This is a genomic window from Plantactinospora sp. CA-290183, assembly GCF_050936375.1.
GTDB lineage: Bacteria > Actinomycetota > Actinomycetes > Mycobacteriales > Micromonosporaceae > Plantactinospora.
This window is the reverse complement of record NZ_JBNJMX010000006.1, coordinates 37,728-51,737: the sequence shown is the minus strand read 5'-3', so window position 1 is coordinate 51,737 and position 14,010 is coordinate 37,728. Positions and strand designations below refer to the sequence as shown.

13 protein-coding genes are annotated in these 14,010 nt (G+C 73.5%); 10 read left to right on the top strand and 3 right to left on the bottom strand.

Annotated features, from left to right (window positions below):
* The first annotated feature begins 124 nt into the window (after window positions 1-124).
* The 9 genes from ACQEUR_RS13700 (at window position 125) to ACQEUR_RS13660 (ending at window position 9,080) form a co-directional block, all read left to right on the top strand.
* On the top strand, window positions 125-1,678 hold the full coding sequence (locus ACQEUR_RS13700; protein ID WP_433030125.1) for an NYN domain-containing protein: 1,554 nt from the start codon (window positions 125-127) through the stop codon (window positions 1,676-1,678).
* A 197-nt stretch (window positions 1,679-1,875) separates the two neighbouring features.
* Window positions 1,876-2,097 (top strand): hypothetical protein, encoded by a 222-nt coding sequence (locus ACQEUR_RS13695; protein ID WP_433030123.1) that lies wholly within the window; start codon window positions 1,876-1,878, stop codon window positions 2,095-2,097.
* Window positions 2,098-2,190: 93 nt separating this feature from the next.
* Complete coding sequence (locus ACQEUR_RS13690) at window positions 2,191-2,790, top strand: TetR/AcrR family transcriptional regulator (protein WP_433030122.1); 600 nt, start codon at window positions 2,191-2,193, stop codon at window positions 2,788-2,790.
* Between the two features lie 8 nt (window positions 2,791-2,798).
* Window positions 2,799-3,845, top strand: a complete 1,047-nt coding sequence (locus tag ACQEUR_RS13685) for an SDR family oxidoreductase (protein WP_433030120.1) — start codon at window positions 2,799-2,801, stop codon at window positions 3,843-3,845.
* Between the two features lie 216 nt (window positions 3,846-4,061).
* A complete protein-coding gene (locus ACQEUR_RS13680) occupies window positions 4,062-5,321 on the top strand; it encodes a M48 family metallopeptidase (RefSeq protein ID WP_433030119.1) in 1,260 nt (419 codons plus the stop codon).
* Window positions 5,318-6,442, top strand: a complete 1,125-nt coding sequence (locus ACQEUR_RS13675) for a glycosyltransferase family 4 protein (protein ID WP_433030117.1) — start codon at window positions 5,318-5,320, stop codon at window positions 6,440-6,442. Before ACQEUR_RS13680 ends, ACQEUR_RS13675 begins: the two co-directional genes overlap by 4 nt.
* Before the next feature lie 155 nt (window positions 6,443-6,597).
* On the top strand, window positions 6,598-7,929 hold the full coding sequence (locus ACQEUR_RS13670; protein WP_433030116.1) for an immunoglobulin-like domain-containing protein: 1,332 nt from the start codon (window positions 6,598-6,600) through the stop codon (window positions 7,927-7,929).
* Between the two features lie 100 nt (window positions 7,930-8,029).
* Window positions 8,030-8,542 carry a TlpA family protein disulfide reductase gene (locus ACQEUR_RS13665; protein ID WP_433030115.1) on the top strand — a complete coding sequence of 171 codons (513 nt, stop codon included), beginning with the start codon at window positions 8,030-8,032 and terminating at the stop codon, window positions 8,540-8,542.
* 97 nt (window positions 8,543-8,639) lie between these two features.
* Window positions 8,640-9,080: a DUF4395 domain-containing protein gene (locus ACQEUR_RS13660; protein WP_433030113.1), complete on the top strand. Its 441-nt coding sequence runs from the start codon at window positions 8,640-8,642 to the stop codon at window positions 9,078-9,080.
* Window positions 9,081-9,171: 91 nt separating this feature from the next.
* Here ACQEUR_RS13660 and ACQEUR_RS13655 read toward each other — a convergent pair whose 3' ends face one another.
* The 3 genes from ACQEUR_RS13655 to ACQEUR_RS13645 are packed head-to-tail and all read right to left on the bottom strand — an operon-like array spanning window position 9,172 to window position 13,356.
* On the bottom strand, window positions 9,172-9,840 hold the full coding sequence (locus tag ACQEUR_RS13655; protein ID WP_433030112.1) for a response regulator: 669 nt from the start codon (window positions 9,838-9,840) through the stop codon (window positions 9,172-9,174).
* Between the two features lie 7 nt (window positions 9,841-9,847).
* Window positions 9,848-11,542 carry a sensor histidine kinase gene (locus ACQEUR_RS13650; RefSeq protein ID WP_433030110.1) on the bottom strand — a complete coding sequence of 565 codons (1,695 nt, stop codon included), beginning with the start codon at window positions 11,540-11,542 and terminating at the stop codon, window positions 9,848-9,850.
* A gap of 14 nt (window positions 11,543-11,556) precedes the next feature.
* Window positions 11,557-13,356, bottom strand: coding sequence for an AMP-dependent synthetase/ligase (locus ACQEUR_RS13645; protein WP_433030109.1), 1,800 nt, complete (start codon window positions 13,354-13,356; stop codon window positions 11,557-11,559).
* A gap of 169 nt (window positions 13,357-13,525) precedes the next feature.
* On the opposite strand from ACQEUR_RS13645, the gene ACQEUR_RS13640 reads away from it, so the two are divergent.
* Window positions 13,526-13,981, top strand: coding sequence for an SRPBCC family protein (locus ACQEUR_RS13640; RefSeq protein WP_433030107.1), 456 nt, complete (start codon window positions 13,526-13,528; stop codon window positions 13,979-13,981).
* Window positions 13,982-14,010 lie beyond the last annotated feature (29 nt).

Here is a 14,010-nt window from a genome sequence, read left to right as displayed (position 1 = left end):
GGGGAGGGTAGGTGCACCGTACGACACTCCTGTCCCAGCCGTACCGCCGGTGACCGGGCGTCGACGCCGCGAGATCATCTGAGGTGTTCGGCAATCGGTGGGGTGTCGGTGGGAGACTGACGACATGCCCAGCGCCGAACCGCCCGACCGCCGCCTCCGACCGGGGCCGGCGGACGCCGCGCGCGTCGCGGGCGACGACGGCGCCGAGGCGGCGCTCCTCGGGGACGACGGGGCCGAAGCCGCGTTCCTGGGCGACGACGGGGCCGAAGCGGCGCTCCCGGGCGACGACGGGGCCGAGGCGGCGCTCGCGGGGGAGGACCGGCCGGACGGGGGGCCTCCGACGGATGGCGGGCCGGCCGGGACCCCTGCGGTGGACCGTGATCCGGAGCCGACCCTTCCGGAGCCCGTCCGGCAACGGATCATCAGCCTGGCCGCGGCGGCGCTGCCCACGCTGCCCTTCGAAGAGCTGCCGCCGCCGCTGCGCCGGGTGGCCAAGTTCGCCCCCAACCGACGGGCCCGGCTCGGCGGCGGGCCCATCGCCACCCAACTCGCCACCGATCCGCTGTTCCGGCAGCGGGTGGCGACCCGGATCCTGGCCGAGGCCGACGAACTCGGCGCGGCGGTGGTGGCCGGCGACACCCCGGCCGCCGCCGATCCGGTGCAGGTGGCCGCGCTCGCCTACCTGGTCCGGCCGCCGCGCTGGCGCGACCTGGTGGAGGACGCCGGGGCGGCGGTGCGGGCGGAGGCCGACACCGCGGTCGTCGCCGAACTGGTCCGCGACGCCGAGCGGCGGGCCAGCCGGGCCGAGCACGATCGCGCGGTGGCGAAGGTCGAGGCCGACAAGCTCCGCGACGAGGTGGCACGGCTCCGGGAGGAGCTGGGCCAGCTCCGCGAGGAGGCCCGGGTGCTGGGCCGGTCGCTGCGGGAGACCCAGGCCCGGGAACGGCGCGCGGCCGAGCTGCTGGCCACCGAGAAGGGCCGGGCCGCCCGGGCGGCCGCCGACCACGAGGCGGAGCTGCGCCGGGTACGCGCCCGGCTGGCCGAGGCCGAGGCGGCGGCCGGCGCGGTCCGGCAGACGGCCAAGGAGGCGCGCTCGGTCGACGACGCGCGGCTCTGGCTGCTGCTGGAGACGATCGGCCGGGCCGCCGTCGGCCTGCGCCGGGAGCTGGCGCTGGATCCGGCGGACCGGCTCCCGGCCGACTACGTCGCCGACGCCTTCGCCGAGCGGCCGGCCGCCGCCACCTCGGCCCGGGCGCTCGACGCCGACGACCCGGCCCGGCTCGACGAACTGCTCGCGCTGCCCCGGGCACACCTGCTGGTGGACGGCTACAACGTGACCAAGCGCGGTTTCGGGGAGATGTCCCTGGAACAGCAGCGCAAGCGGCTGATCACCGGGTTGGGCGGCATCGCGGCGCAGACCGGGGACGAGGTGACCGTCGTCTTCGACGGTGCCGAACGGATGCACGGGCTGCCGCCGGCCCCGCGCGGGGTCCGGGTCCTCTTCTCCCGGCGGGGCGAGACCGCCGACGACCTGATCCGCCGACTGGTCCGGGCCGAACCGGCCGGGCGGCCGGTGGTGGTGGTCTCCTCGGACCGCGAGGTCGCCGACGGGGTACGCCGGCACGGCGCCTACCCGCTCGGCGCGGACGCCCTGCTGCGGCGGCTCGCCCGGTCCTGACGCCCCGGACCGGGGCGCCGCCGGCCGGATGGCGCCACCCCCCCCGTGTCCCGCCACCCTCCGTGTCCTGCCGCCGGGCGGGGGGATCGGGCGGATCGAGGGCGAGCAGCGTTTTGTCGTACCCCCGTCCTAACGTCGATGTCACCGACGGTGGTGGGGCTGCGACAGCGTCCGCCACCACTCGCTGAGGAGGAGCGATGCTCATCGACTGCGACAGTTGCGCCGTTCGGGGCGCGGCCTGTTCCGGCTGCCTGGTGAGTGCCCTGCTGGACCGTTCGCCGGCCGAGGCCGGGCTCACCGCCGACGAGCACCGCGCGATCGAGGTGTTCACCCGGGCCGGCTTCGACGTGGAGGTGCTCGCCGCACCGACATCCGCGCCGGTGCGGCTCGCCGACCGACGCCGCCGGCACGTGGCCTAGCGGCGAGACACCGCGCGATCCTTCGGGGTACGGGTTCGATGGTGCCTCCAGCCACGATTCGATTCTTGACTGACTAGTCACTCGCTATCTATGATGAGTGACCAGTCAGTCAAGAGGGGGCGGTCGGTGGCCCGGGCGAAGAGTGACGACAAGCGCGAGGCAATCCTGGAGTCGGCCATCCGGGCCATCGCCGAGCAAGGGCTCGGCGTCTCGACCGCGGCGATCGCCGCCAGGGCCGGCGTCTCCAACGGCACGCTCTTCAACTACTTCACGACGAAGGCTGACCTTCTCAACCAGCTCTTCGTCGCGCTGAAGACCGAGGTCGGCGCCACCGTGATGGAGGGCCCTGCGCCCGACGGGGGACTCCGGCCGCAGGCCGAGCGGGCCTGGGCCCGCTGGATGGCATGGGGTACGGCCGATCCGAGCCGGAAGCGGGCCCTCGCGCTGCTCTGCACCTCGCACCAGATCACGGCGGAGAGCCACGCGGCCGCGGCCGACGCCATGGCCGGGGTGACGGAACTGCTCGAACGCGGCCGGGTGACCGGCGTCCTACGTGACCAGCCGCTGGACTACGCCGTCGAGGTCGCCGAGGCACTGGCCGACACGACGATGAACTTCATGATCCGCGAACCGGCCGCGGCCGGCAGGCACAGCGCCGCGGGCTTTGCGGCGCTGTGGCGAATCCTCACCTAGGAGATGGCATGGACGGCGACCTGGTACTGGTGACCGGCGGCTCCGGTTTCGTCGGCGCGCACTGCATCCTTCGGCTACTACAGCAGGGTTACCGGGTCCGTACGACCGTCCGTTCGCTGCGGCGCGAGCCCGACGTCCGGGCGATGATCGAGGCGGGCGGGGTGGCGCCGGGAAAGGCACTGTCGTTCGCGGTCGCCGACCTGACCCGCGACGACGGCTGGTCCGACGCGGTAGCCGACTGTTCGTATGTGCTGCACGTCGCCTCGCCGTTCCCCGCGAACGCGCCGAGGCGCGAGGACGAGATCATCACGCCGGCGCGTGAAGGCACCCTGCGGACGCTGCGAGCCGCGCGTGACGCCGGTGTCCGGCGTACCGTGCTGACGTCCTCGTTCGCCGCCGTCGGGTACGGCCACCGGGACAACGGGCGGGTGTTCACCGAGTCCGACTGGAGTGACCCGGACGGCGCGCCGATGACCGCGTACGCGAAGTCCAAGCTGCTCGCCGAGCGCGCGGCGTGGGACTTCGTCGACCGCGAGGGCGGCGGCATGGAGCTGGCGGTGATCAATCCGGTCGGCATCTTCGGCCCGGCCCTCGGCCCGGACTACTCGCTCTACATCGAGCTGATCGAGCAGTTGATGAACGGCGCGATGCCGGCGTTGCCGCGACTGTCGTACGGGGTGGTCGACGTGCGGGACGTCGCAGACCTGCACCTGCGGGCCATGGCCGATCCGACCGCGGCCGGCGAGCGGTTCCTGGCCAGCGCCGGCCTGATGTCGCTGTCGGACATCGCCGGCCTGCTGCGCGCGCGGCTCGGCACAGCGGCCCGGCGGGTGCCGACGAGGAGGCTGCCCGACTGGACGGTGCGGCTCACCGCGACATTCAGCCCGCGGATCGCGCAGGTGATCCCCGACCTCGGTACGGTGCGCGACGCCTCCAGCGACAAGGCGCGACGGACACTCGGCTGGAAGCCTCGACCGGTCGAGGAGACCATCCTCGACACGGCACACAGCCTGGCCGGCCTGGGACTGCTGCGCGAAACGGCAACAGCGGCGTGATCCACCCTCGTGGTACGCCTCGCCGGCCCCGGCCCTCCGGGTGGGATCGGGGCGCTCCCCACCTCCGCCCGGCATAGGATTGCCGCGCGGGCGGGCCGGCGGGAGGGGCGAGGCGGTGACGGATCGATCGGACGTCGTCGTCCGGCTGCGGCCGGAGGAATCCGGTGGCGCCCGGTGCGGCCGGGTCGGCGCGGCGCTGCCCGAGGGGTCCGTGGCATGACCCCTCGCACCTGGGCCGGGCTGACGCTCGCCGCGCTCGTGGTCCTGCTCGTCGCCGCCACCGTGCTGCTGGTGCCGTGGCACCGGCCGCCCGCACCCCGGACGGACCAGTTGGCCGCGCTCGGGGAGCTGCCTCCGGCGGAGGTGGCCCGGGGCCGGGCCTTCCACGCCGCGCTGCGTCCCGGCGGGTACGCGGCCCTGGCGGTGGGACTGCTGGTGGCCCTGCTGCTCGGGGTGACCCCCCTCGGGGCCAAGCTGGTCGGGTTGGTCGGCCGCCCGTTCAACGACCACTGGATCGCCCAGGCGGTACTCGGCGGGCTGGCCGTGGTGCTGGTCGCGGAGCTACTGGTGCTGCCGTTCGCGGCCTGGCGACATGCCGTGGTCGCCCGCTACGGGCTCTCCACCCAGGGCTGGGGCGGCTGGACGGCGGACCTGCTCAAGTCGTACGCGGTCAGCGCGGTGATCGGTGCGGTGGCGCTGCTGGGCTTCTACACGGTGACCCGGCTGGCGCCGAGGTGGTGGTGGGCGATCGGCGCCGTCGGCGCGGCCGCCCTGGTGACGCTCCTCTCCTTCGTGCTTCCGGTGCTGGTGGAGCCGATCTTCAACCGGTTCACCCCGATGGAGCCGGGACCGCTGCGTACCGAGCTGATGGCGCTCGCCGACGCGGACGGGGTACCGGTGCGGGACGTGCTGGTCGCCGACGCCTCGCGGCGGACCCGGGCGGTCAACGCCTATGTCTCCGGCTTCGGCCCCACCCGGCGGGTCGTCGTCTACGACACGCTGCTGCGGGAGGCGGCGCCGGCCGAGGTGGCCAGCGTGGTGGCCCACGAACTGGGGCACGCCAAGGAGCGCGACGTGCTGAGTGGCACCCTCACCGGGGCCCTGGGTGCCGCCGCGGCCGTGGTGGCGCTCTACCTGATCGGGTCGTCGGCGCCGTTGCTGCGGGCCGCGGGCGTCGACTCGGTCGCCGAGCCGCGGGCCTTCCCGCTGCTGGTGGCGCTGGTCTCGGTCGCCGGGCTGCTGGCCGGCCCGGGGCAGGCCTGGATCTCCCGGCAGGTGGAGGCGCGGGCGGACGCGCACGCGCTCGCGCTGACCGGTGACCCGGCTGCCTTCGAGGCGATGCAGCGCCGCCTCTCCAGCCTGAACCTCGCCGATCCCGACCCGCCCCGCTGGGAGTACCTCTGGTCGGCGAGCCATCCATCCACAGTGGAGCGCATGGCCGCGGCCCGCGCGTACGCCCGAGGAGCCGGCGGTTGACCAGGACTCTGCTCGTCACCAACGACTTCCCGCCACGACCCGGCGGCATCCAGTCGTTCGTGCACAACCTGGCGGTGCGCCAGCCGGCCGGCTCGGTCGTCGTCTACGCCTCCACCTGGTCCGGTGCCGAGAAGTTCGACGCCGACCAGCCGTTCGAGGTGATCCGCGAGCCCACCGGGATGCTGCTGCCCACCCCGCAGGTCGCGCGCCGGGCCACCCGCCTCGCCCGGACGTACGACTGCGACATTGTCTGGTTCGGCGCCGCCGCGCCGCTGGGCCTGCTCGCCCCAGGGCTCCGGCGCCGGGCCGGCATCCGGCGTGCCGTGGCGCAGACCCACGGCCACGAGGTGGGCTGGGCCGCCCTGCCGCTCGCCCGGTCGGCGCTGCGGCGGATCGGCGACGGCGTCGACGTGACGACGTACCTGGGCGAGTACACCCGGGTGCGGCTCGAACGCGCGCTGCGCGGTCGTACCGAGCTGTGTCGGCTGGCGCCCGGGGTGGACGTCGACTTCTACCACCCGGACGTCGACGGCGGCCCGGTACGCGAGCGGCACGGCCTGGCGGACCGGCCGGTGGTGGTCTGCGTCTCCCGGCTGGTGCCCCGCAAGGGCCAGGACGCGCTGATCCGGGCGATGCCGGAGATCCGTCGGCGGGTACCCGGCGCCGCGCTGCTGGTGGTGGGTGGCGGGCCGTACCGGGGCGCGTTGGAGAAGCTCGCCCGGCGGATCGGCGTCGAGGCGGATGTCGTCTTCACCGGCTCGGTGCCGGCGGCCGACCTGCCGGCGCACTACGCGGCGGGCGACGTCTACGCGATGCCGTGCCGCACCCGCAACGCCGGGCTCGACGTCGAGGGGCTCGGCATCGTCTACCTGGAGGCGTCCGCGACCGGGTTGCCGGTGGTCGCGGGGGACTCGGGCGGGGCGCCGGACGCGGTACGCGACGGCGAGACCGGTTACGTCGTCGGCGGTCGGGACGCCGCCGCGCTGGTCGACCGGGTGGCCACCCTGCTGCGCGACCGGGACCTGGCCCGCCGGATGGGCGCCGCCGGCCGGTCCTGGGTGGACCGGGAGTGGCGCTGGGAGAGCCAGGCGCGGCGGATGGCGGAGCTGCTGGCGGGCTGACGGTGCGGGCCGTCCGGGTGCGCCCGGCCCGGCCGGGTGGGGCCGCCACGGGCCGCCTCTGCGGTCCGCGTCGACTTGACGGTGGCCCCGCGATGTCTGACGATCGTAATCGATGTGAGTGTTAGCGCTCACACGCAATCGCGACTGGAGTTCCCATGCGTGCTCTCGCTGCTCTCGTCACGCTCGGTCTGGCCGTCACGCTGACGCCGGCCACCCGCGCCGACGCGGCCCCGGCCGGCTCCGGCAGCGCGGCCAAGGCCGACGAGCGGATCGTCAAGCGGGCGGCCAGGGCCCTGACCGTCCACAACCTCGACGACGTACGCGGCAACCTCACCCTGCCGACGACCGGCGGGGACGGTACGACGGTGCGCTGGTCCTCTGCGGACCCCGCGGTCGTCTCGCCGACCGGAGAGGTGCACCGGCCGGCGCCGGGGGAGGGCGGCACCCGCGTCCGGCTCACCGCCACCGTCTCGCGCAACGCGGCCGCCACGACCCGCACGTTCACCGCCCGGGTGCCCGAGCTGCCCGCGACCCAGGAGTTCACCGGTTACGCCTTCAGCTACTTCACCGGCGAGGGCACCGCCGACGGCGAGCAGGTCTACTTCGCCCTGAGCCAGGGCAACGACCCGCTCAACTGGCGCGAGTTGAACGGCGGCCGGCCGGTGCTCACGTCCGAGCTGGGCGAGCGGGGGCTGCGCGACCCGTTCATCATCCGCTCCCCGGAGGGGGACAAGTTCTACCAGATCGCGACCGACCTGCGGATCTACGGCAACGGTGACTGGGACGCGGCGCAGCGCACCGGCAGCAGGTCGATCATGGTGTGGGAGTCGACGGACCTGGTCAACTGGACCGACCAGCGGCTGGTCCGGGTCTCGCCGGACACCGCCGGCAACACCTGGGCGCCGGAGGCGTTCTACGACGAGGCCCTCGGCGCCTACGTCGTCTTCTGGGCCTCCAAACTCTACGCCGAGGACGACCCGGACCACCTCGGCGACAGCTACAACCGGATGATGTACGCCACGACCCGCGACTTCGTCACCTTCACCGAGCCCCGGGTGTGGATCGACCCGGGCTACTCGGTCATCGACTCCACCGTGATCAGGCACGACGGCACGTACTACCGGTTCACCAAGGACGAGCGCAACAACACCTCGTCCACGCCGTGCAGCAAGTTCATCATCGCGGAGAGGTCGGCCGACATCCTCGACCCCAGCTACGACTTCGTCGCCGACTGCATCGGGAAGGGCTCGATCAGCCGGGGTGAGGGCCCGACCGTGTTCAAGTCGAACACCGAGGAGAAGTGGTACCTGTTCATCGACGAGTTCGGCGGGCGCGGCTACGTGCCGTTCGAGTCGACCGACCTGGCGTCGGGGCTGTGGCGGATGTCGACCGACTACACGCTGCCGCCCCGTCCCCGGCACGGCACGGTGCTGCCGGTGACCTCCGCCGAGTACGACCGCCTCCTGCGGGCGTACGGGACGGCGTAACCGCAGCCTCGGGGCGCCGGTGTGAGCGGACACACGATCCTCCGACAAAGGCCGCGGCTCATCCATGGTCTGGACGTATCCCGCGTGGCAGTCTGAGAACGTGCAGAACCCCGCGCTGACCGGATCCCTCGCGGCGGTGACCACCCTGCTGCTGGCCACCGGCTTCGCGCTGTACCGCCGCCGCGCCGACGGACGGCTGCGTCCGGTGGCCGCCACGCCCGTCGCCGCCCCGCCCGTCGCCGCCCCGCCGGCGGCACGGGACCGGGACGACCGTGACGGGGCGCCGGTGGAGCCGGAGCTGCTGGCCGGTCTCGGTGTCGTACCCGGCACCCCCGCCACGCTCCTGCAGTTCTCGTCGGCGTTCTGCGCGCCGTGCCGGGCCACCCGCCGGGTGCTCACCCAGGTGGCCGAGCTGCTGCCCGGGGTACGACACGTCGAGGTCGACGCGGAGAGCCGGCTGGCGGCCGTGCGGGCCCTCGGGATCTGGCGTACCCCGACGGTGCTGGTGCTCGACGCCGAGGGCCGGGTGGTCCAGCGGGCCACCGGGGTGCCGGGCAAGGCCCAGGTGGTCGCCGCGGTGGCGCCGCTGCTCACCGGCGTACCCAACCCCTGAGCGCGGTCGTCCCCGACCGCGCCGCCGCCCACACCCACCCCCGGACGAGCGCCTCCCGCCCCCACCCGAGCGCCGTCCCCTGCCCCCCGAGGTGAACATGCCGCTCGACCCCCGTGGACCGCGTTTCGCCGCGGCCGTCACGTCCGTCGTCATGGTCGTGGTACTCGTCACCGGCTGGGGCTGGCTGGCCCTCGCCCAGGCGGTGGTCTTCGCGATCAGCGCGGTCGACCCGCGCCGAGGCCCGTACGCGCTGCTCTTCCGGGCCGTGCTGGCACCCCGGCTGAGCCGCCCGACCGAGCTGGAGCCGGTGGCGCCGCTGCGCTTCACCCAACTGGTCGGGCTCGGCTTCCTGCTGGTCTGCGCCGGCGGCTACCTGGCCGGCGCGACCACCCTCGGCCTGGTGATGGCCTGCCTGGCGCTGGCCGCCGCCTTCCTCAACGCGGCCTTCGGGCTCTGCCTCGGCTGTGAGGTGTACCTGGCGTTCCGGCGGCTGACCGGACGGGCGATGCCGGCCCGGGTGCCCAACCCGGCGCCCTGAGCACCCGGCCACCACCGCCGACCGCCCGGCGACCGCGGAACGCGGTGACCGGGCGGCCAGCGGTGCAGTAGGTCGGCGCGTCCGGCGCCGGTCAGAACTTCGGCGCGTCCGGGGCTTCGAGGAGCCCCAGCCGCAGCGCGGTCATCAGGGCCTGCGCCCGGTTGGCCGCGCCGAGCTTCTCGTAGAGCTTCGAGATGTGCGTCTTGGCGGTCGACTCGCTGACGAAGAGCTGCTTCGCGATGCCGGCCACGCTCATGCCGTCGGCCAGCAGGCGCAGCACCTGGCCCTCCCGGGGGGAGAGCTGTGGGCCGGACGGGGCGAGCCGCCGCTTCATCGCCTCGGCCAGGTCGGCCGCGGTGAACGCGCTCGGTGACGAGGCCGCGTGCCGGGCGGCGGCCACCACCTCGTCGGCGGGGGCGGTCTTCGGTACGAAGGCGCTCGCGCCGGCCTCCAGGGCCCCGAAGAGCTGGTCGTCGCCCGCGTACATGGTCAACACCACGATGCCCATCGTGGCGCTGGACTTGCGCAGGGCGCGGGTGGCCTCAAGGCCGCTGCCGTCGGGGAGGCGGAGGTCCATGATCACGACATCCGGCTGTAGGGCGCCGGCCTGTCGGACCCCCTCGGACGCCGTGGCCGCCTCGCCGACAACCTCGAACTGCCGGTCCCGCTCGAACGCGTGCCGCAGGCCCTTCCGGATCAGGTCGTGATCGTCGACGAGCAGGACCTTGGTCCGAGTGGTCGGCATGGGGCTGGTGGTCATGCTCGGGTTACTCCCCTTCTGATGCGGTGACGCTATCGCGCACGTTATCGCGCCGGGGTGAGGATCCGAGCACCACCGCGACCGTCGTGCCGCTGGGTTGTCGCGGACTGATCTCTAGCCGGCCCCGGATACGTTCCGCTCTCTCGGCCATGATCGCAAGACCGTACCTGCCATCAGGGCGCTGGTCAGCGATGCCCTGACCATCATCCGACACTTCAATCTGGGCGAATGGGGGATCGATGGCACAGGCGACCCAGAGATTCGTGGCCCCGGCGTGCTTGCGGGCGTTGGTGATCGCCTCCTGGGCGATGCGCAGCAGCTCCGCCTCGGTGGCGGCCGGCAGCCGGGCCGTCGACTCGTCCAGGGTGTAGTGCACCCGCAGCCCGGCCGAGGCGCCGACCGTGCGGGCGTACTCGGCGATGGCGGCGGCCAGGCCGCCGTGCCGGTCCACCTCGCTGCGCAGCTCGAAGAGGCTGAGCCGCAGCTCGGTGATGACCCGGGTCACCTCGCCGCGCAGCACCCGCAGCTCCTCCGCCGTCTCCTTCGCCTCCTCGGGGAGGGTGGCCAGGGCGTTGTCGATGCCGTACCCGACCATCACCAGCTCCTGGGCGACCCCGTCGTGGATCTCCCGGGCCAGCCGCTGGCGCTCCTCGTTGGTGGCCAGCGACCGCACCTCGTCGAAGAGCAGCGCGGCCTCCAGCCGCAGCGCCGCCGGCCGGGTCAACCCGGTCACCCGGGACACCACGGCCGGCGGGTAGGCGTTCGCCACGTCGGCCTCCAGGGTGACCAGCCCGACCGTCCGCACCCCGGCGACCAGGGGTACGACCAGCGCCGAGACGTCACCGCCGGAATGGGACCGGGCCTGGGACCGGCTGGCGGTCTGCGGCTGCTGGCTGGCCCACGCGTCGGCGATCGCGGAGTCGGCGTCCAGCGTCGTCTCCCAGTCGACCCGGTCCACCCCGGCCTGGGCGAGGACGACCAGCCGCCCGCCACCACTGGCCGAGAGCACCGCCGCCCGGTCGGCCCGGGCCACCCCGCGCAGCTCCTCCACCAGGTGCTCGGAGATGCTTCCCGGGTCCAGGGTGGCCCCGGGAAGCTGCCGGGCCACGCTGCGCAGCTGGGTGAGCAGCCGGGTCGCCTCGGCGTACGGCTGCGGTTTCTGCTCCCCACGGGCCTGCATGATCCGTTGCAGCGTGCCCGCGGCGGAGAGCCCCAGCGCGGCGAGGATCAGCCACTGGGCGGCGACGGTGAGGTAGCCGACCTGCCCGATCTGCCGTTCCGTGCCCTCCTGGGCGAGGAATCCGCTCAGCGCCAGGGTGACCGCGGCCACCACGATGAGGTTGATCCCCTCCCGGGTCCGGCGCTGTAGCGCGGCCACGGTGAGCGGCACCGACAGGTACGGCAGGATCGCCGAGGCGCCGAGGCCGGGCATGGGGTCGCCGATGGTGGCCGCCGTGGCCACCTGCCCGGCGGCCAGGCCCACGATCACCACCTCGGCGAACCGGCCGAGCGGCGCGAGCAGGCGGTGCCGGGGTGCGACCACCGCGGGGATGCCGGCGACCGCGAGCAGGGCGATCCAGCGCAGTTGGTCGGGCTCCCGGGTCGCGATCAGCGTGAGTACCGCGACGAGCGCGAGCATGACGACACGCGCCGCCGCCGCGAGCGGGTGGGGGCGGGGGAGGGCGGAGGTCGAGGCGGGCACCTGACGGATCGTAGTCAGCTCCCGTATATGTCGGCGATTTCCGCCGAGTATGTCTTCTCCACGACGTTCCGCTTGACCTTGAGGGACGGGGTCAGCTCGCCGGTGGCCTCGGTGAAGTCCCGGGGCAGGATCCGGAACTCCCGGATCGACTCGGCCCGGGACACCGCCCCGTTGGCCTCGTCCACCGCGGCCTGGATCTCGGCCCGCAGCTCCGAGTCCTCGCGCAGCTTCTCGGCCGTATCCGTCTCGGCCCGCCCGTGCTCCCGCAGCCAGTTCGGCAGGGACTCCTCGTCGAGGGTGACCAGCGCGGCGATGAACGGGCGCCGGTCGCCGACCAGCATGCACTGGCTGACCAGCGGATGGGCCCGGATCCGGTCCTCCAGCATCGCGGGCGCGACGTTCTTGCCGGCCGCGGTCACGATGATCTCCTTCTTCCGCCCCGTGATGGAGAGGAAGCCGTCGCCGTCCAGCTCGCCCAGGTCGCCGCTGTGGAACCAGCCGTCGGAGCTGAGCACGTCCGCCGTGGCCTGCGGGTTGTTCCAGTACTCCCGGAACACGATGTCACCGGAGATCAGGATCTCGCCGTCGTCGGCGATCCGGACGGTGACCCCGGGCAGTGGCCGGCCGACCGTGCCGATCCGGACGGCGCTGGGCAGGTTCGCCGCGACCGCCGGGGACGTCTCGGTCAGCCCGTACCCCTCGTAGACCGTGACGCCGACACCGCGGTAGAAGTGGCCGAGGCGGGCGCCGAGCGGGGCGCCGCCGGAGATGGCGTTCTCGCAGCGTCCGCCGAGCGCGGCCCGCAGCTTGCGGTAGACCAGCCGGTCGAAGACCCGGTGCCGCAGGCGCAGGCCCACGCCGGGTCCGGACGGCGTGTCCAGCGCCTGGCTGTACGCGATCGCGACCCGCTCGGCGGTGGCGAAGATCTTGCCCTTCCCCTCGGCGCTGGCCTTCTGCACCGCGCCGGTGTAGACCTTCTCGAACACCCGGGGCACCGAGAGCACGAAGGTGGGGCGGAGTTCCTGTAGCTCGCTGACCAGGTTCTTCGGGTCGGCGCTGTGCGCCATCGTGGCCCGGGCGCGTACCACGCCGATCTGGATCAGCCGGGCGAACGAGTGGGCCAGCGGCAGGAACAGCAGCGTCGACGCGCCCTCGTTGAAGAGGTTCGGCAGCACCGGGATGGCGTTGCAGATGTCGGTGAGCATGTTGCGGTGGGTCAGCACGCAGCCCTTGGGCCGGCCGGTGGTGCCGCTGGTGTAGATGATGGTGGCGATGTCGTCGGCCTGGACCCCGGTACGGCGCAGGTCCACCTCGGCCGGCTCGATGGCGGCGCCGCGCTCGACCAGCTCGTCGAGCCCCCCGAGCTCGATCTGCCAGACCTGCTCCAGCTTCGGCAGCTGGTCACGGATCCCGGCCAGGGTCATCGCGTGCGCGTTGGTCTCGACCAGGCAGGCCACCGCGTCCGAGTCGGAGAGGATCCAGGCCACCTGTTCGGCGCTGGAGGTCTCGTAGATCGGTACGGTCACGCCGCCGGCCGCCCAGATGGCGTAGTCGAAGAGCGTCCACTCGTACCGGGTCTTGCTCATCAGGCCGACCCGGGCACCCGGGGTGATGCCGGCCGCGACCAGTCCCCGGGCGACCGCGACGACCTCGTCGCGGAACTGCCGACAGGTGATGTCGGTCCAGCCGCCGTCCGCGCCGCGCCGGAGGAACTGGACGCTGTCCGGAGACTCCGCGGCGTTGTCCCAGACCGGGTCGCTGAGGTTGGCCGCGTCGCCGACGGTGGCCGCCGGCGGGACAGAGAACTCGCGCACCTGTACTCCCTTGTACTCGTATCGAGCCGGCCCACCTGTGACCGACCCGTCCCGGTTCTACCGCAACCTACCTGCCTGCCCACCTGGCCCACCCGGGCAGGCCCGGCCCCCACCCCCGGGGCCGAGGTGGTCGGCCCGGCCGCCCCGGCTGCGGGGTAGCCTCCCGGACATGGCGGATTCCTCCTCCCAGTCGATCGTCATCGCCGCGCCCCCGGAGAGGGTGACGGCGGTGATCTGCGACTTTCCGCGCTACCCGGAGTGGACCGACGCGGTGAAGCTGGTCGAGGTCGTCCAGGAGTACGAGGACGGTTATCCCGCCCAGGTCCGGTTCGTGCTCGATGCCGGCGTGATGACCGACGAGTACACCCTCGCATACGAGTACGCCGAGGACATCTCCCGGATCGAGTGGCACCTCGTGGCGCCCTCCCGGATGCAGCGGACCCAGAACGGCTCGTACGACATCGAGGGCAGCGTGGACGGCACGTCGACGGTGACCTACACCCTGGAGGTCGAACTGTCGGTGGGGATGATGGGAATGTTCCGCCGCAAGGCCGAAAAGATGATCATGGACGCCGCCCTGAAGCAGCTCAAGCGGCGCGTGGAAGCCTTGGAGGCGACGCGTTGACGCGCTCGTGCGGCGCGGGCCCGGCATAG

Coding starts and splice junctions, on each gene's coding strand:
- ACQEUR_RS13660 (WP_433030113.1), top strand. CDS start 8,640: ATGCCGCTCGACCCCCGTGGACCGCGTTTCGCCGCGGCCGTCACGTCC.
- ACQEUR_RS13695 (WP_433030123.1), top strand. CDS start 1,876: ATGCTCATCGACTGCGACAGTTGCGCCGTTCGGGGCGCGGCCTGTTCC.
- ACQEUR_RS13680 (WP_433030119.1), top strand. CDS start 4,062: ATGACCCCTCGCACCTGGGCCGGGCTGACGCTCGCCGCGCTCGTGGTC.
- ACQEUR_RS13690 (WP_433030122.1), top strand. CDS start 2,191: ATGAGTGACCAGTCAGTCAAGAGGGGGCGGTCGGTGGCCCGGGCGAAG.
- ACQEUR_RS13700 (WP_433030125.1), top strand. CDS start 125: ATGCCCAGCGCCGAACCGCCCGACCGCCGCCTCCGACCGGGGCCGGCG.
- ACQEUR_RS13655 (WP_433030112.1), bottom strand. CDS start 9,840: ATGACCACCAGCCCCATGCCGACCACTCGGACCAAGGTCCTGCTCGTC.
- ACQEUR_RS13685 (WP_433030120.1), top strand. CDS start 2,799: ATGGACGGCGACCTGGTACTGGTGACCGGCGGCTCCGGTTTCGTCGGC.
- ACQEUR_RS13670 (WP_433030116.1), top strand. CDS start 6,598: ATGCGTGCTCTCGCTGCTCTCGTCACGCTCGGTCTGGCCGTCACGCTG.
- ACQEUR_RS13640 (WP_433030107.1), top strand. CDS start 13,526: ATGGCGGATTCCTCCTCCCAGTCGATCGTCATCGCCGCGCCCCCGGAG.